Source organism: Lysobacter zhanggongensis, assembly GCF_046638635.1.
Taxonomy (GTDB): domain Bacteria; phylum Pseudomonadota; class Gammaproteobacteria; order Xanthomonadales; family Xanthomonadaceae; genus Novilysobacter; species Novilysobacter luteus.
The window spans coordinates 1-18690 of the sequence record NZ_JBJXHK010000021.1; the positions used below are offsets into that span (position 1 = coordinate 1).

The following is an 18690-nucleotide window of genomic DNA, read 5'->3' on the forward strand; positions in this document are numbered from 1 at the left end:
GCGCGTGCTGGCGGCCGAGCCGGCGTTGCAGGTGGTGGCGCCGATGGCCAACCGCCACGCGCGCGCCGCCTTCGAGCGCGTGCTGGCCAACCACCCCGACGCCGCCACGCTGCAACCGGCGTTGCGCGTAATCGACGGAAACGCGCGCACGCTGATGATCGCCAGCGACGTGATCCTGCTCGCCTCGGGTACCGCCACGCTGGAGGCCATGCTGGCCAAGCGGCCGATGGTGGTGGGGTACCGCGTAGCCGGCCTGACCTACCGGATGGTCAAGGGCCTGGGGATGTTGAAGGTCGACCACTACGCGCTGCCCAACGTGCTCGCCGGTGAGCCCCTGGTGCCCGAACTGATGCAGCACGACTGCACGCCCGACCGGCTCGCCGAGGCCGTGCTGCGCTGGCTCCGCGACCCGGTCGCCGTCGCCCGGCTGGTGCCGCGCTTCCTCGCACTGCACCAGGCCCTGCGCCAGAACGCCTCGGTGCAGGCGGCGAACGCGGTCATCCAGCTGCTCGAAACCGGGCCCGATGCACCGGCGACGCAGCCTGAAACGGATGAAGCGGCGCATGGGCACGGCTGACCAGCTCGGCCTGGAGCTGGCGGTCGCCCATGGCGCCCGGCGCATCGCCGGCGTCGACGAGGCCGGCCGCGGCCCACTGGCCGGGCCGGTGGTGGTTGCCGCGGTCGTGCTGGGCCCGGGCCGCACGCCGGTCAATGGGCTGGCCGACTCCAAGCAGCTGTGCGCCAACCGCCGAGAGGCGCTGTACGCCCGCATCATCGACAAGGCGGTCGCCTGGCACGTGGTGCGGGTGGAGGTCGAGGAGATCGACCGGATCAACATCTACCAGGCCACCATGCTCGGCATGCGCCTCGCGGTGGAGGGCGTGCGCCACGCGGCCGAGCTGGCACGCATCGACGGCAACGCCCTGCCCCGGGGCCTGCCGTGCCCGGCCGAGGCGTGGATCGGCGGCGACGCCCGCGACCGCGCGATCATGGCCGCGTCCATCCTCGCCAAGGTGACGCGGGACCGGGCCATGGTTGCCCTGCACCAGCAGTTCCCGCAGTACGGGTTCGCCGAGCACAAGGGCTACTCGACCCCGGCCCACCTGGCTGCGCTGGCCACGCACGGCCCCTGCCCGCACCACCGGCGCAGCTTCGCGCCGGTACGCGCGGCGCTGGGCGAAGCGGCCGGAGCTCCGGTCGCGGTCGAGGCGTTCGGCGAACCCGCCCTGCTCAGCGGATGATGATCGCCGGGTCGATGGCCTGGCCGTCGACCCGGATCTCGTAGGGATACGTGGTGCCGGGCGTGCCGTTGGCGACCAGTGAGGCCCGCTGCCGTCCCCCACTGTCGTGCGACGGATAGTCCCGCGGCGTGCCCCGCCCGCCCGGGCTCACGCCGCCGGTGAACGCGATCTCGAACGAACGCATCTCGCCGGGCGGCCCGCGCCACGTGATCCGTGTGCCGGGATCGACCGTGCAGTCGCCCTTGGGTCCCGCCTCGTAGGACACGATGTCGATATAGACCGCGCGGGCACCCTCGGAATGGGCGCAACTGACGCCATCGGTATCCGACAGCGTTTCCTGGATCAGTTCGCAACCCGGCAACACGACCAAGGCGGCGACGGCAAACACGGGCAGCACACGCATATCGCTCTCCTGCGTTGGCCTGCGACGGGCAGGCCTTCGGTTTACAACGCGCCCCCGCGCCCGTCGTCCAGAGAAACGTCCTTTCCGGTGCCCAGCGCCCGCAGTACCGGCGCCGACTCGATGCGTTCGTCGGGAATGCCCGCCTCCCGCGCCAGTTGCATCCGCCCGCGCGCGCCGTCCGCGTCGCCCAACAATGCCAGCGTCTGTGCGTTGATCAACGCCACCTCGGCCTGTTCGGTGCCCAGCGCCTCGGCATGGGCGACATCGGCCAGCGCCGGGTCGCGCTGACCCAGGTTGGCCCGATACCAGCCCAGCAGCGCGGCGGCCTGGGCGTCGCCGGGCTTGACCGCCAGGTACTCCGCCGCCATCCCCGCGGCGCGCGCGTAGGCCTTGGCTGCCGCCGCGGCGCGGTCAGGGGCGTCGCCGGCAACCAGTGCATCGCCGATGTTCCCCCAGATCCGGAAGTCGCTCGGGTCCAGTCGCGCTGCCCGCTGGTACAGCGTGGCCGCTTCGTCGTAGAGGCCTTGGCCGTAGCGCAGCGTGCCCAGGTTGCTCAGCGCACCGTAGCTGGGGGCGATGGCGAGTGAGCGGTTGAATCCTTCGGCCGCGCGATCGGCATCGCCGCGGGCCAGGTACAGGCCACCCAGTGATGCCCACAGGGTGGCGTCATCGGGCAGCAGGCCAGTGGCGTTGGTGAACGAGGCGATCGCGCCGTCGATGTCACCGGTCGAATACTGGTGGACGCCCAGCTCGCGGTGGATGCCGGCATCGCCGGGCCGCATCTCCAGCGCGCGGGCGTAGTACGCGCGCGCCATGGCGTCCTCGCCTTGCGCCGAGTGGGTGGCTGCCAGCCCCACCCAGGCGGCCGGCCGAAGCGACAGGTCGTCGAGCGCGCGGGTGTAGTGCTCGATCGCCAGGGCGTTGTCGCCGCGCACGCGGTGCATCTCGCCGAGCGCGAGGCTCACCTCGCGCAGGCCCGGCGCCATCTTCGCCGCCGCCTCGCAGGCGCTGCGGGCGCGCTCGAATGCGGGCGTGTCGCGGGTCGCCTCGAACCGCTTGATCTCGACCCGGCACACGCCGGCCCGGGCCCGCGAGAACCCGCGGTCGATCATCAGCGCGCGCCGGAAATACCCCAGCGCGTCCTGCAGCGCCGCGTCGTCCTGGGCCTCGCGCAGGCGCTGCTGGCCGTGCAGGTAGGCCTCATACGCGCCCAGCTCCCGTGTTGGCGCAAGCCGCTCGCGCAGGCCCTCGCCGTTGGGCGGCAGCACGCCGAGCAACGCCCGCGTCACCTCGCCGGCAATCTCGCCCTGCACCGCAAAGACGTCGTCGGGTTCACGATCGAAGCTGTCGCTCCACAGCGTGAAACCGCTGCGGGTATCGACCAGGCGGGCATTGATACGCACGCGCTCGCCGTCGCGCCGCACACTGGCATCGAGCACCGTGGCCACGCCGATTGCCCGCCCCAGCGCCTGCAGGCTCGGGTGGCGCCGGCGGGCGGCATCGGCGCTGTCGATGGCGGCGACCTTGACGCCGGGAACGCCGGCCAGCGCGTCATGCATCTCGACCGCGAGGCCCTGGGCGAAATAGCGGTCCTCGTCGTTACCGCTGAGGCTGGCGAAGGGCAGCACCGCCACCGATGCGACGCCGGGCAGTGCCGGCCCCGCGTTCCGGTTCCACCACAGGCTCGTCGCCAACGCGATCGCCAGCACCGCGGCGGCCGCCATCCAGGTGTGGCGCACGCGCCAGCGCCGCACGGCGGGCGCGACGACGGGAGGACCGGCCACGAGCGGCGCATTGGCGAGCGCTGCATGGACGGGCGGTGCTTCGATCGGCGGGTCGACCGGTGAACCCGGGAGGGGCGGCGGCGTGCTGGCCGGCTCGTCCAACCGCGGCGACGCGCCGCTGCCCGTCTCCGCCTGTTCATCCGTCGCATCCGCCTCCAGCGCACCCACAAACCGGTAGCCCAGCGCGTGGACCGTCTGGATGTAACGCGGCTCGTGCGCGTCATCGCCGAGCGCGGCCCGCAGTTGTGCGATGGCCCGGGTCAGCACCCCGGGAGTGACGTGACGGTGGCCCCAGACGTGGTCGAGCAGTTCGTCACGGGGGACCAGCTCGCCTCGGTGGCGGAGCAACGCCAGCAGCACCGCGAATGCCTTGGGCTCGACCGGAAGCGACGCCCCGTCGCGACTCAGGGTGTGCGCGACCGCGTCGACCAGCACCCCGTCGAAACGGTAGCGCTCGCCGCCGGCCTGGCGCTCCCCCCGGAGCCCGCTCGGTTCCATCGCAGAAACCTCATGTTTGCATCGCCATCCCTGCGACAAAGGTGTTCAAAGGCTCGCATCGACCTCATGACTGCAACGCCGCCCCGGGGCGACGCTGGCCCCGCACCACACCGGTGCCCATGTCCGGAGAGCCCCATGAACGCCATGCTTGCCCACACCAGCGTCCTGCCAGCCGTCCTGTCCACCACTGCCCGCGCACCACGGCAACCCGGCCTGGCCCGACGCCACAGCATCGGAGGCTTCAACCCGGGTCCCTACGCGCTTGACCGCTTCAACGTCCTGCTGGAGCGGCTCGGGCGTGAACAGGGCCCGATCGATTGTGACCAGTTGGCCACCGCCGCGCGTGAATTGTGCGGATGCAGCACCGCCCTGGCCGCCGCGGCAATCGGCGTGCGGATGCGGCGCGCGGCCGTGGTCGACACGATGATCGCCGACCGGAACTGGCAGGCCGCCAACGACGCCATGCTGGTCGGCGCCGCGGTGATCGACTACGTGCGCGGAAACGACGACCTGATCCCCGACGCGATTCCGCGGGTCGGGCGCCTGGACGACGCCATCGTGGTCGACAGCGCCTGGCCGCGGTTGTCCGACGAGGTGGCCGCCTACGCCGACTACCGACGGCTGCGTCGCATCGAGGCCGCCCTGCGTGGTTGCGACGCGCATGCGTTCGCATTCGACCGTAGCGACTGGCGCGAGGCGCGGCAGGCGGAAGCGGCGCTGACCGCGCACCGCGCCCGGGTTCGTGACAGCGCCTATCTGCCTGCCCCGTCGGCACTGTTCCGCATTCACTGACGTGAGGCCGTCCGGTGTTCAGTGCGCGTTTGCGGAGGTGTACGCGGGCCACGCCGAAAGCCAATGCCGGCGCGGCCTGCAGCGTTGCATACCGTTCGTCACCCCCACTTACGAAACAGCGACAACACTGGTGCAACGGAGCACGATCAGGGTGCATCGAACACATGAGAACACCCGGACGCGCGCCCCCACCGGCCGGCGCGCCGCCCGTCCTCCGAGGCCGGTACAGCGAGGTGTGCCATGCGCACGTCAGTCCCGACACCGACTGCCGACCCGCTGCCGTACTTCAGGCACGACGAGGCACCGGAACCCACCCGGGCCCATCCCCACCTGTCGTTGCACAGCGATGCGATCGCCCGCTTCGACGCCCTTCTGCACGAGATCCATCCCGACGCCCCGCGTGTCGACCCCGACCGGCTGCAACACCTGACCGACTGGCTCCTGTCGCTGCCGCCGACCCGGGCCCACGACGTGCTAGACCGCCGCCTGCGCCGGATCGACGAGCTGCGCGACATGCTCGACGACTTCGACTGGGATCCGCAGCCCGCTACCCGCGCGCGCCTGCTCAAGCTGCTGGCCTACATCGACCGGGACGACGACCTGATCGAGGACCACCAGCCGCTGCTCGGCCTGCTCGACGACGTGTTGCTGATCGAACTGGCCTGGCCCGCGTTCGCCGCGGAAGCCGAGGAGTACCGCGACTTCTGCGCCTACCGCAACGACGAGCACCCCGACGGCAGCGGCGACCGCCAACGTGCGGCCTGGGTCCGCGACCGCATCGCCGAACTGGCGCTGCTGCAGCACCAGGCCCGGGTCAACGCCAGCCACTACGCGCACTCGGGCGACCTGCAACCGCGCTTCCGCGTCGTCTGACCCGGGCAGGGTTCCACCTGTAAACCCGTCGCGGCCCCCGCCGCGGCGCAGGGCAACGCTGTCCCGGCAATACCCCTCCCCCGCCACGGATGGCACGCACGAGACTCCCGCCATGAACGCCGTCCTCGCCCAACCCGCCCCCCTGCCGCAGGCGCTTTCCCGCCGCAGCGACAGCGCCCGTCGCCGCCACCGCATCGGCCACCACGCGCTCGACCCCGGCGTGCTGCGTCACTTCAACGAGCTGATTGCCCGGATCGACCTGCAACGCGCCCCGCTGGACCGCGACCAGCTCGCCAGCGCCGCCCGTGAGCTTATCGACGACCCGGCCCAGGGCTTCGCGCCCGCGTGCATCCACCAGCGCATGCGCCGCGCCGCCGCCATCGACCGCATGCGCGCCGACCCCGAGTGGGGCGTTGACGCGGCCGTGGCCTCCGTCGGCACGCTGGTGATCGACTACCTGCGCGGCCCGATGGCGCTGATCCCCAACGCGCTGCCGGTGGTCGGTCGGCTGGACGACGCGATCCTCGTGGACGCGGCCTGGGCCGGTATCGCCGACGAGGTCCGCGACTACCTCGACTACTGCCGCCTGCGCCACGTCGAAGCCACCCTGCGCGGCGAAGCCCGCACCCACTTCGGCTTCACCCGCGAGCGCTGGCTGGACGCCCGCCGCGCCGAACTGGAATGGATCGCCCATTGCGACCGCGTCGGCCGCAGCAGCTACCTCACCGCCAACCCCAGCGCCAGGTTCCGCGTGAGCTGAGCCGCGTCCCGCCGTTGTAGGAGCGGGGGGAGCCCCCCACGGGGGGGGGGCGGNACCGCCAACCCCAGCGCCAGGTTCCGCGTGAGCTGAGCCGCGTCCCGCCGTTGTAGGAGCGGCTTCAGCCGCGATCGTCGGTCGGCGCGCCCCCCGGTTCCACGATCGCGGCTGAAGCCGCTCCTACACCGGCACGCCCGTCGGAGGCGGTGTCAACCCTGACCCGCCCGCGCGGCCCTGCTAATCTGGCCGTCGCCCTAGCCGGTACGCCACGGCAGCATGTCCGCATCGCCCTTCGTACACCTTCACCTCCACAGCGAATTCTCCCTTGCCGACTCCACCATCCGGGTCGGCGAGCTGGTCAAGCGCTGCGTGGAGCTCGAGCAGCCGGCCGTCGCGCTTACCGACCTCAACAACCTGTTCGCCGCGGTCAAGTTCTACCGCAAGGCCGAGGGTGCCGGTATCAAGCCGATCCTGGGCGCCGACATCGGGCTCGCCGACGGCAACGAGACGCCGTCGCGGCTGACCCTGCTGTGCCGCGACCACGAGGGCTACCTCACGCTCTCGCGCCTGCTCAGCCGCATGTGGATGGAAGGCCACCGCATGGACGGCGTGGCGATGCGCCCGGAATGGCTGCGCGAGGACAATGCCGGCCTGTTCGTCCTCGCCGGCCGACAGAGCCTGGCCGGCCGCCTGGCCATGGGCCACCGCCCGGAACTGGCCGAAGCCTGGATCGCCGACTGGCAGGGCGAGTTCGGCGACCGCCTGCACCTTGAGCTGACCCGCACCGGCCGCGAGGGCGAGCAGGTCTTCAACGACCTCGCCCTGCACCTGTCGGGCAAGCGCGGCCTGCCGGTGGTCGCCAGCAACGACGCGCGCTTCCTGCATGCCGACGGCTTCGAGGCGCACGAGGCGCGCGTGTGCATCTCCACCGGCCGCGTGCTCGACGACCCGAAGCGGCCGAAGGAGTACAGCCCCGAGCAGTACCTGCGCTCGTCCGAGGAAATGGCGCGGCTGTTCGCCGACGTGCCAGACGCGATCGACAACGCGGTCGCACTGGCCACCCGCTGCAATGTCGAGATGCAGCTGGGCACCTATTACCTGCCCGCCTTCCCGGTGCCCGACGACCACACCATCGAGTCCTGGCTGCGCAGCCAGTCGCGCGAGGGGCTGGCCAAGCGGCTGGAGAAGGCGCCGCTGGCCGAGGGACGGACGCGCCAGGACTACGAGGAGCGCCTGGAAACCGAGCTCGACGTCATCATCAAGATGGGGTTCCCCGGTTACTTCCTGATCGTTGCGGACTTCATCAACTGGGGCAAGGAACAGGGCATCCCGGTCGGGCCGGGCCGTGGTTCCGGTGCCGGCTCGCTGGTGGCGTGGGCGCTGGGCATCACCGACCTGGACCCGCTGCCGTACGACCTGCTGTTCGAGCGCTTCCTCAACCCCGAACGCGTGTCGATGCCCGACTTCGACATCGACTTCTGCATGGACCGGCGCGACGAGGTCATCGACTACGTCGCCCGCAAGTACGGCCGCGACCGGGTCAGCCAGATCATCACCTACGGCACCATGGCCGCGAAGGCGGTGGTGCGTGACGCCGGCCGCGTGCTCGGCCATCCGTACGGCTTCGTCGACGGCATCGCCAAGCTGATCCCCAACACGCTGGGCATCAGTCTCGACGATGCGCTCGGTGAATCGGAGGCCTCGCACAAGAACCCGATGCTGGCCTCGACCGACCTGATCGAGCGCTACCAGCGCGAGGACGAGGTCCGCGACCTGCTCGACCTCGCCCGCTCGCTCGAGGACCTCACCCGCAACGCCGGCAAGCACGCCGGTGGCGTGGTCATTGCGCCCAGCCCGCTGCACGACTTCTGCCCGCTGTTCGCGGAACACGACGGCGAAGGCCGCGGCAAGAGCCCGGTCACCCAGTTCGACAAGGACGACGTCGAAGCCGTCGGCCTGGTGAAGTTCGACTTCCTCGGCCTGCGCACGCTGACGATCATCGACTGGGCGGTGAAGGCCATCAACGTCCGGCGCGCCGCCGCCGGCGAAGCACCGCTCGACATCACGGCGTTGCCGCTGGACGACCGCGCCAGCTACGAGCTGTTCGCCCGCGGCGACACCGTCGCGGTGTTCCAGTTCGAATCGCGCGGCATGCGCGAGCTGCTCAAGCGCGCCCAGCCCGACACCTTCGAGGACATCATCGCGCTGGCCGCCTTGTTCCGCCCCGGCCCGCTCGGCTCGGGGATGGACAAGGACTGGGTCGACCGCAAGCACGGCCGCGAGGCCGTCACCTATCCGCACGAATCGCTGGAACCGGTGCTGTCGCCGACCTACGGCGTCATCGTGTACCAGGAACAGGTGATGCAGATCGCCCAGGTGATGGCCGGCTACTCGCTCGGCGGTGCCGACCTGCTGCGCCGCGCGATGGGCAAGAAGAAAGCCGAGGAGATGGCCAAGGAGCGGGCCAAGTTCGAGGCCGGCTGCGAGGAGCGCGGCATCCCGGCGCGCATCGCCAGCCCGATCTTCGACCTGATGGAGAAGTTCGCCGAGTACGGCTTCAACAAGTCGCACTCGGCGGCGTATGCGCTGGTCGCGTACCAGACCGCCTGGCTGAAGGTGCACTACCCGGCCGAGTTCATGGCCGCGGTGCTGTCGTCGGACATGGACAACACGGACAAGGTCACCGGCTTCCTCGACGAATGCCGGGTGATGGGCCTGGAGGTGCTGCCGCCGGACGTTGATGCGTCGGCCTACATGTTCGAGGCCGTGGCGCCGGGCGTGATCCGCTACGGCATCGGCGCGGTGAAGGGCGTCGGCCGCGGTGCGTGCGAGTCGATCGTCGATGCGCGCCGTGCGGGCCCGTTCAACGACCTGCTCGACTTCTGCAAGCGCGTCGACGGCAACAAGCTCAACCGCCGCACCGTGGAAGCGCTGATCATGGCCGGCGCCCTCGACAAGCTCGGGAAGAACCGCGCCAGCCTGATGCTGCAGCTGCCCGAGGTGCTCAAGGCGACCGACCAGCTCGCCCGCGAACGCGCCGCCGGCCAGGTGTCGCTGTTCGGCGGCGGCGACACCGCCGCGCCGGCATTGAAACTGGACCTGCCCGAGACCGACGAATATCCGCTCGGCCACCTGCTCAACGGCGAGCGCGAGACGCTGGGCCATTACCTCAGCGGCCACCCGTTCGACCCCTATCGCGACGAACTGCACGGCCTGACCGGCCACGACCTGGGCGACCTCGAGAAGATCTGGGAGAACCGCCCCGAGTCCGCGCGCAGCGGCTGGCGCCCGGAGCTGGAAACCGTGGTCGCCGGCCAGGTCGTCGGCCTGCGCAAGAAGGGCGACAGTCAGATGTTCGTGCAGATCGAGGACGGCCGCGGCCGGCTGGAGGTTGCCTTCTTCTCCGAAACCTACAGCGACTACGCCACCCTGCTGACCCGCGACCGCCTGCTGGTGATCCAGGGCGGCCTGCGCGAGGACGCCTTCAGCGGCGGCTTCGCGCTGAAGGCCGCAAGGTGCTGGGACTACGAACAGATCTGCGCGACCCACGCCAAACGGTTGTCGCTAAGGCTGGACCTGCGCGTGCCGGGGACGTGGAACCGCGTGGATGCGCTGCTGGCCAAGCACCGTCCCGGCAAGACGCCGATCCGCGTTGACCTGATCAAAGCGGGGGCCGCGGGAATGCTGGATTTGAATGGCAGTAGCTCGGTGCGGGTCGATGCGGAGCTGGTGGGAACGTTGAAGGCGGTGCCGGGGGTCAAGGCGGTGAAGCTGGCGCTGGGGCGGCCTTGGGGATAATTCTCTGCAGCGATTGCCAGTCAAACAAGTCAGGCAAACGTTGTTTTTCTACGCGATTGAACCAATCAGGCCGTCGTATCAGGCGGCCAACGTATCGACAGACAAGGGACGTCAAATGTCGAAATTGATCGTAGTCGTGGGCGATGCCACGACCGGGGGCGGACAGGTCGTCAGCGGCTCCCCCTTCACTGATATCGATGGGTTCCCCGTCGCCCGTGTGGGCGACAAGGCCAGCTGCACCACGTGCGGCGGTGTGTTTCCGATAGCTTCGGGTGATCCGACGTTCTGCATCGACGAGGCGGCCGTCGCCCGGCATGGGGACCAGTTGAGCTGCGGGCACGCGCTGGTCGCGGGCCGGCAATTCCGGGCGTTTCTGGACAGTCAGACAAGTAGCGCCCCCGGCGTCGGTACATCCGGTCGGCCGGTGACTGGAGGCGCTGGCGGAGCGGCCGCGGGCACAACCTTTGACGAGGCATTCATCCTCCGGTCCGAGCTCACGGGCAAGCCGCTCGCCAACCGTGGCTACCGGCTGATCCGCGAAGACGGCTCCGTCATCGAAGGCATGACCGATGCCGACGGGACGACGGCGCGGGCGGTCAGCGATGCGCCGGAACTGGTGCGGGTCGAGATCGCCGAGGAGGCGGCCCATGCCTAGGTTTGTGCATGTGGGCCAGTCCCTCACCTCGAAAGTCACGAATACCACCCGCAAGACGGTGTCCGTGCCGGTCTATGTGGATGAGCAGGGCTATGTCCAGAACGCGGGCTTCGTGTTCAAGCCGATTCGCGCACTGGAGCACGGCGCATTGCAGGGTCCTCGCGCGATCGTTCTGCACCGGACTGTGTCGAGTACCGCACGCAGTTCGCTCAATGCGTTCGCGCGCGGCATCGGCACGCACTTTCTGGTCGACAAGGACGGCACGATCTACCAGACAGCCAGCCTGATCCAGAAGACCTACCACGTCGGTCCGATCCGCTCGCGGTGTTTCGACGAAGGCAGCTGCGACGCGGCCGAGCAGTCCGCCGTCGAATTACTGGCGCGTCGGCAGGCATACCGCGAAATGCACAATCGCGAAAAGGCGAAGCCCTACCCCGACCGCTTCCCCATGAACGAGGACAGCGTCGGTATCGAGGTGGTCGCGATGTACACCGAGGCGACACGGCAATGGGACCCGCCAACACCCGGGCAGAGCGAGGCCATCGCTCTGCTGGCCCGGATACTCAAGACGCAATACTCGCTGACGGATGCAGACATCTATGAGCACGACAGGATTTCGCGCAAGACAGCTGGCGAAGGCGCTGGCCTTTATGACAGGACTGACGGCGTGCCAGTTCGGTTCCCGCCCCCCGTCTTCTGAACAAGACGGGCTGCATGTAGCGTCTGTATCCCCAACGATGCCCGACCCATCCTCCTCCGACGCGGAACGGTTTCCGAGGCTCTGCGAAGGCTGGGCGCTTACCCCGGAGCAGGTGGAAACGTTCTTCGCCCTCAGCTCGGAGATGGATTCCCGCGCCTACCACCACGAGTACGACACTGCGCCCTGCATGATCGAGGGCGGACTGGTCGACGACGGCCGGCAATGGGCATTCCACATCAACGGGGCCGCCAAGGGCTACTGGAGCGACGGCAGCGACACGCGCTATTTCGGCTGCACCGCCGCCGCCTGCGACGCGCTGGTGCTGGTGCCGCACATCGGCATGGATCCCTGACGCTGCCTCGCGGCCGTCGGCCGAGATTTTTGCGCCGATCGTGATGCCATCTCCGCCTAAAACGAGGTGCGAACCTCATCGATGAGGTCTGGAACCTCGTTCACGAGGTTCGGAGCCTCACGCTCAAGCTCCGGAACCTCACGCTCGAGGTCCGGAACCTCATGGTCGAGGTCCGGAACCTCACGCTCGAGCTGCGGCACCTGATCGCCGAGGTGCGGAACCTCCCGCGCGGGATCGCGGACTTCATGGTCGAGGTTCGGAACCTCGCCAACCACGTCCCCAACCTCACCCGCCAGGTCTGCGACATCGTCACTGGCCTTCCGGACCTCACAAGCTGTTACGGCTGGCGGTTTGACATTACGCGCGGGGTAAACATGGCTGCCGACCGGGACTACATCGATCACGTCACCGGGCAGGCCGGTCTCGGCACCCGCCTGCATGTGACGCGTTCGCGCTGGCTGCTGGGGTAAGCATGCAATTCCTCCAATCACTGAAGGCGCGCGCCAGGGAACTGAAGCAGTTCACGCTGGTCGCGTATTACGCCGCGCGGGACCCGCGAACGCCGATAGTGGCGCGCGTGTTGGCGCTGCTGGTTGCCGCGTATGCGCTGAGTCCCATTGACCTCATCCCGGACTTCATTCCCGTCCTCGGCTATCTCGATGACATCGTGCTCGTGCCGCTGGGGCTGGCGCTGGTCATCCGGTTGTTGCCGGACGACGTGTTGGCGTCCGCGCGCCAGCAAGCCGGGCGCGCGGCGGACCGTCCCACCAGCAAATGGGCGGCAGGGGTGATCGTTGTCGTGTGGTTGCTTGTGCTCGCTTGGCTTGGCCGCTGGCTGGTGGGGGCGATAGGTCGCTGAAGGTTCGAGCCGTCCCGCCGCTCGCGCCTTCCGCACCAAGGTGTCGCTGGCCCCCGGGCGGCGTGCTGGACTAGGGTGCGGCAACACCCCGTATCCGGAGATGGCGAGCGTATGGACGGCACGATGTTCTTCGACAGCGGCACGGTGCTGGTGCGCACGGTCGTGGTGGGCACCCTCGCCTACCTGGCGCTGGTGGCCCTGTTGCGCCTGGCGGGCAAGCGCACGCTGTCCAAGTGGAACGCGTTCGACCTGGTGGTGACGGTGGCGTTCGGCTCCACCCTGGCCTCCGCGTTGCTGTCCAAGGACACCAGCCTGGCCCAGGGCGTGGTCGCATTCGCACTGCTCGTGGGGCTGCAATGGGCCATCACCCGGTTGTCGGTCCGCTACGGGGTGTTCCAGCGCTGGGTGAAGGCGGAGCCGCGGCTGCTGTTGCTGAGGGGGCAGTTGCGACACGACGCGTTGCGCGCCGAGCGCGTGTCCGAAAGCGAAGTGCGCGCCGCCGTGCGCGCCCATGGCAGTACGGCGCTTGAAGACATCGAGGCGGTGGTGCTGGAGACCGACGGCACCTTCAGCGTGATCGGGCAGCGAGGCAGCTCGGCGTCGGCGATGTCCGACGTCCAGGGCTATTGCCAATGACGCCAGCCCGAGAGACGCCCGCCTGCATGCCGCGCTAACACCCGCCGCGGACCATGACGCCAAGTCGACCGAGGACCACCGCGATGACGAAGCCATCCAAAGACAAACCCAAGCTGCTGTCCGGCGGCAACCCGCAGATCCCCAAGGGCGACGGCGACGAGCCGGTGCAGGCCTACATCGACGCGATGCCCGGCTGGAAGCACGACATCGGCCGCGAGCTCGACGCGCTGATCGAGCGCACGGTGCCGAAGGTGCGCAAGGCGGTGCGCTGGAACTCACCCTTCTATGGCATCGAGGGCAAGGGCTGGTTCCTCAGCTACCACTGCTTCGCGAAATACATCAAGGTCGCCTTCCACCGCGGCAGTTCCCTCAAGCCCGAGCCGCCGGAGAAGTCCAAGCACGAGCACGTGCGCTACGTGCATATCACCGAGGACGAGGGGTTGGACGGGAAGCAGATGAAGGACTGGATCAGGCAGGCCGCGAAGATCCCGGGCGAAGCGCTGTTCTGAAGCACCCAACGCGCCACCAGCAGCCCAAAGAAAAAGGGCCACCCATCGGGGCGGCCCTTCTTGTGCTGCCGGGTTGCGGCCCGCTCAGAAGCGGAGTTCGGCGCCCAGCGTCAGCAGGTCGACGTCCACTTCCAGCCCGTCGCCGTCCGCCTGCAGGCGGTCGTAGTTCAGGCTCAGGCCGAAGCGCTCACTGAAGTCGTAACCGGCATTGACGCCGAAGTACGGCTTGGCGGAACTGGCCTCGGCTTCCTCGACGTCGCCGTCGACGTCGAACGTGGCAACGCCACGCGAGATGCCGACGCGACCGCCGACGAAGAAGCCCTGGTGGGCGCCGCCGAAGTTCTTCTTGCCGACCACGCCCACGCCGGCGCCATGCAGGCGCAGGGTGTAGTTGTCGAAGCCGTCGTTGAACGAGGTCTTGTAGGCGTGGGTGTAGAAACCCTCGACCGCGAAGTTGGGGTTGAACCAGTAGCCGCCGCGAACGCCCCAGCTGGTGTCGTCGTCGCTGGCGCTGCCGCCGTCGACGCTGAAGTCCACGTCGCTACGGCCCACTTCGCCACGGATGAAACCATTGCCCTGCGCAAACACCGGGGCCGAAAGACCGGCCAGGACCAGGCCGACGGCCACGATCAGATTCTTCTTCACTGCTGTGTTTTCCTTTTCACAAAAGGCCGCGGCGACATGCCAGGGCGCCGGGATCATACACGTGAAGGACTCGTTAAATCGGCCAGCGCTTCTGCAGTGCCCGGGAACGCACGCTGGAAGGCGGCTGGATCGCGCTTGCGCGACGGGACCGGCGCGCTAGGCTGTCACCACAACGGACACGAGCCAAGGACGCCATGACGAAGCCCCCTTCGAACATCCGTTTCAAGGCCACGTTGCTACGCCCGGCCAAGCCCGAGAAAGGCGGCACGTGGTCGTTCCTGGTGCTGCCCAAAACCGCCAGCGGAAAGCTGCCCACGCGCTCGATGACCAGCGTGGAGGGCACCCTCAACGGACAGGCGTTCGCCGCCACGCTCGAGCCCGACGGCCATGGCAGCCACTGGCTCAAGGTGCCCAAGGCATTGCGCGACAAGGCCAGCGCGGAACCCGGCGACGAGGTCACGCTGGAGATCCAGCCGGCCGAGACCGAGCCCGAACCCGAAGTGCCCGCCGACCTGCGCAAGGCACTCGCCGCCGCGCCGGATGCCAGGGCGGTATGGGATGACATCACCCCGGTGGCGAGACGCGACTGGATCCACTGGATCACGTCAGGCAAGCGCGAGGAGACCCGCGTGCGGCGCATAGACGTCGCCTGCGACAAGCTCGCCGGCGGCCAGCGCCGGGCCTGCTGCTTCGACCGGTCGGGGATGTACAGCAACAGCCTGTCGGCACCCCAGGCGGCGGAGTAACCGCGGGCGCCGAAGCGGCACGTCAGGCCTTCATCCGCGACAGCGCGGCGAGCGCGTCGCGCCGGCCCTCGGCCATGCCCACCAGCGGGCGTCGCGGATAGCCTGACCTGGCCGCCTCGTCGGCGGCGCCGGCCTCCCACGGAGCGTGGCGGGCCGCGGCGGGGAGCCCGCGCAACTCGGGGACCCAGTGCGCGATATACGTGCCGTCAGGGTCGAAGCGGCGCGCCTGCAGCACCGGGTTGAACACGCGGAAGTACGGCGCGGCGTCGACACCCGTGCCGGCGACCCACTGCCAGCCGAGCGAGTTGTTGGCCAGGTCGGCATCGACCAGGGTGTCCCAGAACCAGCGCGCGCCATGCCGCCAGTGGATGCGCAGATGCTTGGTGAGGTAGCTGGCGACCACCATGCGCACGCGGTTGTGCATCCAGCCGGTGGCCCAGAGTTCGCGCATGCCGGCATCCACGATCGGTACGCCCGTGCGGCCCTGCTGCCACGCGTCCAGCGTCGCGGGTGCGGGCTCGGCCCATTCGAAGTCGTCGAAGCGCCGGTTGAAGTTGGCGTCGGTGGTATGCGGAAAGTGGTGCAACACGTGGTGGGCAAACTCGCGCCAGCCCAGTTCACGCACGTAGGCGGCGCGCTGCTCCGGCGCGGTGGTGCCGACCAGTGCGTCAATGACCCGCCACGGGGCGATCTCGCCGAAATGCAGGTGCGGCGACAACCGCGAGGTCAGCGAACGCGCGGGCAGGTCCCGCCCCTCGTCGTAACCGTGCACGCCTTCCTGCGTGAAACGCCCGAGCGCTGCGATAGCGCCCTGCTCGCCCGGCGTCCAGCAATCCTGGAAACGCGGGTCCCAGAAGCGGGCGTCCCAGCCCCGGCGTGGCTGCAAGCCGAGCGCATCCAACGGCACCTCACCGGGCACGGTGCCGATCGTCGGCAACGCGGTAGGCGCGGGCTGCACGCGCGGCGGGTTCCACGCCGCCAGTGCCGCCTTCCAGAACGGCGTGAACACACGGAACGGTTCGCCATTGCGGGTCGCCAGCTGCCACGGTTCGTACAACAGGTGGCCGTTGTGGGCCTCCGCACGGAGGCCCTGGCGGTGCAACGTGCGACGGATGAGGCTGTCGCGTTCCTCGACCCCCGGCTCGTGGCGGCGGTGCCAGAAGACGGCTGCCGCGCCCGTCGCGGCAGCCACCGCCTGCAAGGTCGCGAGGCTGTCGCCAGCGAACACGTGCAGGCGGGACCCGCGTCGGCGCAGGTCGGCATCGAGCGCGACCAGCGCGCGATGGCGCCACGCGTTCGACGCTGCGCCCGGTGCCCAGTCGCCCTCCTCGTGCGGGGCGTGGATGTACACCGGTAGCGGTGCCAGCCCCGCTTTCAACGCGGCCTGCAGCGCCGGGTGGTCGCGCAGGCGCAGGTCGTTGCGGAACCAGACGATGGCCGGGGTCATCGGATCCTCGGGTTGCCCGGGTACCGGCCGGGATTACCGGCGCGGTGCCGGGCGCGGTTCGCCGGCCATGCCCGGGCTGACCAGCGGCAGGATCTGCCACAGTGCCGACAGGCCCACGAGCACGTAGACCAGGCGCGCCAGCATGGCGTCCTGGCCGCCGAAGATCGCGGCCACCAGGTCGAACTGGGCGATGCCGACCAGGCCCCAGTTGATGCCGCCGACGATGACGAGCACGAGCGTCACGATGTTGAGGGTTTTCATGGAATGTCTCCGCGAGTGTGGTTGTGGGTGCGTTGAAAGGCGGTAAGGGGCGAATGAAAGGTGCGCAGCCCGCCGAGGAGCGCGGCGGGCTGCGCGGCGAGGGCCAGCCGGTGATGGGTATCGGAGGGTCGGCCGGTCCGCGCGCGGGGGTCGGGCGTCAGCTGCCCGGCATGAGCACCGTGTCGATCACGTGGATCACGCCGTTGGTGGCGGTGACGTCGGCCATCACCACGTTGGCGCCGTCGATCATCACCGCACCGTTGGCGGCGACGATGTCGACCGTATCGCCGTTGACGGTGGTGGCCTCGTCCAGCCCGCCGACGCGGCTGGCGGGGTAGCGGCCCGGCACCACGTGGTAGGTCAGGATCGCGACCAGCTTGTCCTTGTTCTCGGGCTTGAGCAGGTCCTCGACGGTGCCGGCCGGCAGCGCGGCGAAGGCCTCGTCTGTCGGGGCGAACACGGTGAACGGGCCCTTGCCCTTGAGCGTGTCGACCAGGCCGGCGGCGGTCAGGGCCGCGGCGAGCGTATTGAACTGGCCGGCGGCAACGGCCGTGTCGACGATGTCGGCCTTGGCCTGCGATGGCTTGGCGGTGTCGCCTTCGTGGTGCCCCGCCAGGGCGAGCGGCGCGGCGAGTCCGAGGGCCAGCGCGGTGGCCAGCAGGCGGACGGTGAAGGGAGCGATGGAGCGGTTGCGGGTGTTCATGGGAGCGGACCGGGTTGGTGGGAACGGCGCCAGTCTCTCCCCGGACGTGTTATCTGGATGTACAACTTGCGCATGTACGTTTGTTGTACAGTTCCGACCATGTTCCCCGTCAAGGCGGCCGCCGAACTGAGTGGACTCACGCCAGCGACCCTTCGCGCGTGGGAGCGGCGCCACGCCGCCGTGGTCCCGCATCGCGACGCGCAGGGACGGCGGCTTTACGACGCCGCCATGGTCGAACGGCTGGGCCACCTGCACCGGCTGACCGACCGCGGCCACCCGATCCGCGACCTCGCCGCGCTGGACGACCATGCGCTCGAAGCCCTGCTCGAGGAGCGCCGACAAACGGGCTACGGCGACCTGGAGTCGCTGCCCGCACGCATGCTCGATGCGATCGCCGACTACCGGGTGGACACGTTCGATCGCGACCTGTCGGTGGCGATCACCACCCTGCCAATCTCGGTACTGGTGGCGCGGGTCGTCGCGCCACTGCTACGCGAGGTGGGCGTGCGCTGGGCCGACGGCCGCCTGGCCATCGCCCAGGAGCGCCTGGTCAGCAGCCTCTTGCGCGCGCGTCTGCTGTCGATCCTCAACCAGCACCCGCGCGAGAACAAGCCGCGGGTGCTGTTCGCCACCCTGCCGGGCGAGCCGCACGAACTGGGCCTGCTGGGCGCGGCGCTGCACGGCTACGAGGCGGGTATGCCGGTGTTGTACCTGGGCACCGGCTTGCCACCGGAAGAACTGGCGCGCGTGGCCAACCGGCTCGGGGCGGCTGCGGTGGCGATCAGCTCGGTCGATCCCGGCCAGGCGCGCCCTGCGCTGGAAGGGCTGCGTGCGCTCGATGCGGCATTGGCGCCAGGGGTACCGGTCTGGGTCGGTGGTGCCAACGCGCGCTACCTCGCCGAGGCGCTGGCGATCGACCGGGTGCGGGCAGTGACCGACCCGGCCACGCTGGGCGCGCTCCGGCGCGGACTCGAGAGACGACCCGCGGCACGGCCATGACGCCCCGTTACGTGCGGTCGCGACACCCTGTC

Annotated in this window: 21 protein-coding genes; 15 read left to right on the forward strand and 6 right to left on the reverse strand. The window is 69.6% G+C overall.

Features of this window, described 5'->3' with window-relative positions; all coding sequences use genetic code 11:
* On the forward strand, positions 1 to 577 hold a 577-nt coding region (locus ACKVMH_RS05555), incomplete at its 5' end, for a glycosyltransferase family protein (RefSeq protein WP_459167100.1).
* The gene (gene rnhB / locus ACKVMH_RS05560) at positions 552 to 1241 is read left to right on the forward strand and encodes a ribonuclease HII (RefSeq protein WP_412699551.1); all 690 of its coding nucleotides are present in this window, start codon (positions 552 to 554) and stop codon (positions 1239 to 1241) included. The genes ACKVMH_RS05555 and rnhB, both read left to right, overlap by 26 nt.
* Here rnhB and ACKVMH_RS05565 read toward each other — a convergent pair.
* Both ACKVMH_RS05565 and ACKVMH_RS05570 read right to left on the reverse strand, forming a co-directional pair.
* Positions 1231 to 1644: a hypothetical protein gene (locus ACKVMH_RS05565; protein WP_412699552.1), complete on the reverse strand. Its 414-nt coding sequence runs from the start codon at positions 1642 to 1644 to the stop codon at positions 1231 to 1233. The genes rnhB and ACKVMH_RS05565 overlap by 11 nt on opposite strands.
* Positions 1645 to 1685: 41 nt before the next feature.
* The gene (locus tag ACKVMH_RS05570) at positions 1686 to 3926 is read right to left on the reverse strand and encodes a tetratricopeptide repeat protein (RefSeq protein ID WP_412699553.1); all 2241 of its coding nucleotides are present in this window, start codon (positions 3924 to 3926) and stop codon (positions 1686 to 1688) included.
* 135 nt (positions 3927 to 4061) lie between these two features.
* Between ACKVMH_RS05570 and ACKVMH_RS05575 the strand changes: the two genes are divergently transcribed.
* The 11 genes from ACKVMH_RS05575 to ACKVMH_RS05625 all read left to right on the forward strand — a co-directional run bounded on the left by ACKVMH_RS05575 (position 4062) and on the right by ACKVMH_RS05625 (position 13857).
* A complete protein-coding gene (locus ACKVMH_RS05575; RefSeq protein ID WP_412699554.1) occupies positions 4062 to 4718 on the forward strand; it encodes a YkvA family protein in 657 nt (218 codons plus the stop codon).
* A 240-nt stretch (positions 4719 to 4958) separates the two neighbouring features.
* Positions 4959 to 5591, forward strand: a complete 633-nt coding sequence (locus tag ACKVMH_RS05580; protein ID WP_215218333.1) for a hypothetical protein — start codon at positions 4959 to 4961, stop codon at positions 5589 to 5591.
* A gap of 112 nt (positions 5592 to 5703) precedes the next feature.
* Positions 5704 to 6351 carry a YkvA family protein gene (locus ACKVMH_RS05585; RefSeq protein WP_412699555.1) on the forward strand — a complete coding sequence of 216 codons (648 nt, stop codon included), beginning with the start codon at positions 5704 to 5706 and terminating at the stop codon, positions 6349 to 6351.
* Positions 6352 to 6624: 273 nt separating this feature from the next.
* Positions 6625 to 10146 (forward strand): DNA polymerase III subunit alpha, encoded by a 3522-nt coding sequence (gene dnaE / locus ACKVMH_RS05590; RefSeq protein ID WP_412699556.1) that lies wholly within the window; start codon positions 6625 to 6627, stop codon positions 10144 to 10146.
* Between the two features lie 115 nt (positions 10147 to 10261).
* The gene (locus ACKVMH_RS05595; RefSeq protein WP_412699557.1) at positions 10262 to 10801 is read left to right on the forward strand and encodes a PAAR domain-containing protein; all 540 of its coding nucleotides are present in this window, start codon (positions 10262 to 10264) and stop codon (positions 10799 to 10801) included.
* On the forward strand, positions 10794 to 11501 hold the full coding sequence (locus tag ACKVMH_RS05600; protein ID WP_412699558.1) for a peptidoglycan recognition protein family protein: 708 nt from the start codon (positions 10794 to 10796) through the stop codon (positions 11499 to 11501). Before ACKVMH_RS05595 ends, ACKVMH_RS05600 begins: the two co-directional genes overlap by 8 nt.
* A 37-nt stretch (positions 11502 to 11538) precedes the next feature.
* Complete coding sequence (locus tag ACKVMH_RS05605) at positions 11539 to 11853, forward strand: hypothetical protein (protein ID WP_412699559.1); 315 nt, start codon at positions 11539 to 11541, stop codon at positions 11851 to 11853.
* A 161-nt stretch (positions 11854 to 12014) separates the two neighbouring features.
* Positions 12015 to 12323 (forward strand): hypothetical protein, encoded by a 309-nt coding sequence (locus tag ACKVMH_RS05610; RefSeq protein WP_412699560.1) that lies wholly within the window; start codon positions 12015 to 12017, stop codon positions 12321 to 12323.
* Between the two features lie 2 nt (positions 12324 to 12325).
* Positions 12326 to 12712: a YkvA family protein gene (locus ACKVMH_RS05615; protein ID WP_412699561.1), complete on the forward strand. Its 387-nt coding sequence runs from the start codon at positions 12326 to 12328 to the stop codon at positions 12710 to 12712.
* Positions 12713 to 12823: 111 nt separating this feature from the next.
* Positions 12824 to 13348, forward strand: a complete 525-nt coding sequence (locus ACKVMH_RS05620) for a DUF421 domain-containing protein (RefSeq protein WP_412699562.1) — start codon at positions 12824 to 12826, stop codon at positions 13346 to 13348.
* An 83-nt stretch (positions 13349 to 13431) separates the two neighbouring features.
* Complete coding sequence (locus ACKVMH_RS05625) at positions 13432 to 13857, forward strand: DUF1801 domain-containing protein (protein ID WP_412699563.1); 426 nt, start codon at positions 13432 to 13434, stop codon at positions 13855 to 13857.
* Between the two features lie 84 nt (positions 13858 to 13941).
* On the opposite strand, the gene ACKVMH_RS05630 is transcribed toward ACKVMH_RS05625, so the two are convergent.
* Positions 13942 to 14502, reverse strand: a complete 561-nt coding sequence (locus ACKVMH_RS05630) for an outer membrane beta-barrel protein (RefSeq protein WP_215218339.1) — start codon at positions 14500 to 14502, stop codon at positions 13942 to 13944.
* 194 nt (positions 14503 to 14696) lie between these two features.
* On the opposite strand from ACKVMH_RS05630, the gene ACKVMH_RS05635 reads away from it, so the two are divergent.
* Positions 14697 to 15248, forward strand: coding sequence for a YdeI/OmpD-associated family protein (locus ACKVMH_RS05635; protein ID WP_412699564.1), 552 nt, complete (start codon positions 14697 to 14699; stop codon positions 15246 to 15248).
* A 22-nt stretch (positions 15249 to 15270) separates the two neighbouring features.
* Here the strand turns inward: ACKVMH_RS05635 and ACKVMH_RS05640 are convergent, their stop codons facing one another.
* The 3 genes from ACKVMH_RS05640 to ACKVMH_RS05650 form a co-directional block, all read right to left on the reverse strand.
* Positions 15271 to 16695 (reverse strand): cryptochrome/photolyase family protein, encoded by a 1425-nt coding sequence (locus tag ACKVMH_RS05640; protein ID WP_412699565.1) that lies wholly within the window; start codon positions 16693 to 16695, stop codon positions 15271 to 15273.
* 33 nt (positions 16696 to 16728) lie between these two features.
* Positions 16729 to 16956 carry a DUF378 domain-containing protein gene (locus ACKVMH_RS05645; protein WP_215218342.1) on the reverse strand — a complete coding sequence of 76 codons (228 nt, stop codon included), beginning with the start codon at positions 16954 to 16956 and terminating at the stop codon, positions 16729 to 16731.
* Between the two features lie 157 nt (positions 16957 to 17113).
* Positions 17114 to 17659 (reverse strand): fasciclin domain-containing protein, encoded by a 546-nt coding sequence (locus ACKVMH_RS05650; protein WP_412699566.1) that lies wholly within the window; start codon positions 17657 to 17659, stop codon positions 17114 to 17116.
* A gap of 99 nt (positions 17660 to 17758) precedes the next feature.
* On the opposite strand from ACKVMH_RS05650, the gene ACKVMH_RS05655 reads away from it, so the two are divergent.
* Positions 17759 to 18658, forward strand: a complete 900-nt coding sequence (locus ACKVMH_RS05655) for a MerR family transcriptional regulator (protein WP_412699567.1) — start codon at positions 17759 to 17761, stop codon at positions 18656 to 18658.
* Positions 18659 to 18690: the final 32 nt, after the last annotated feature.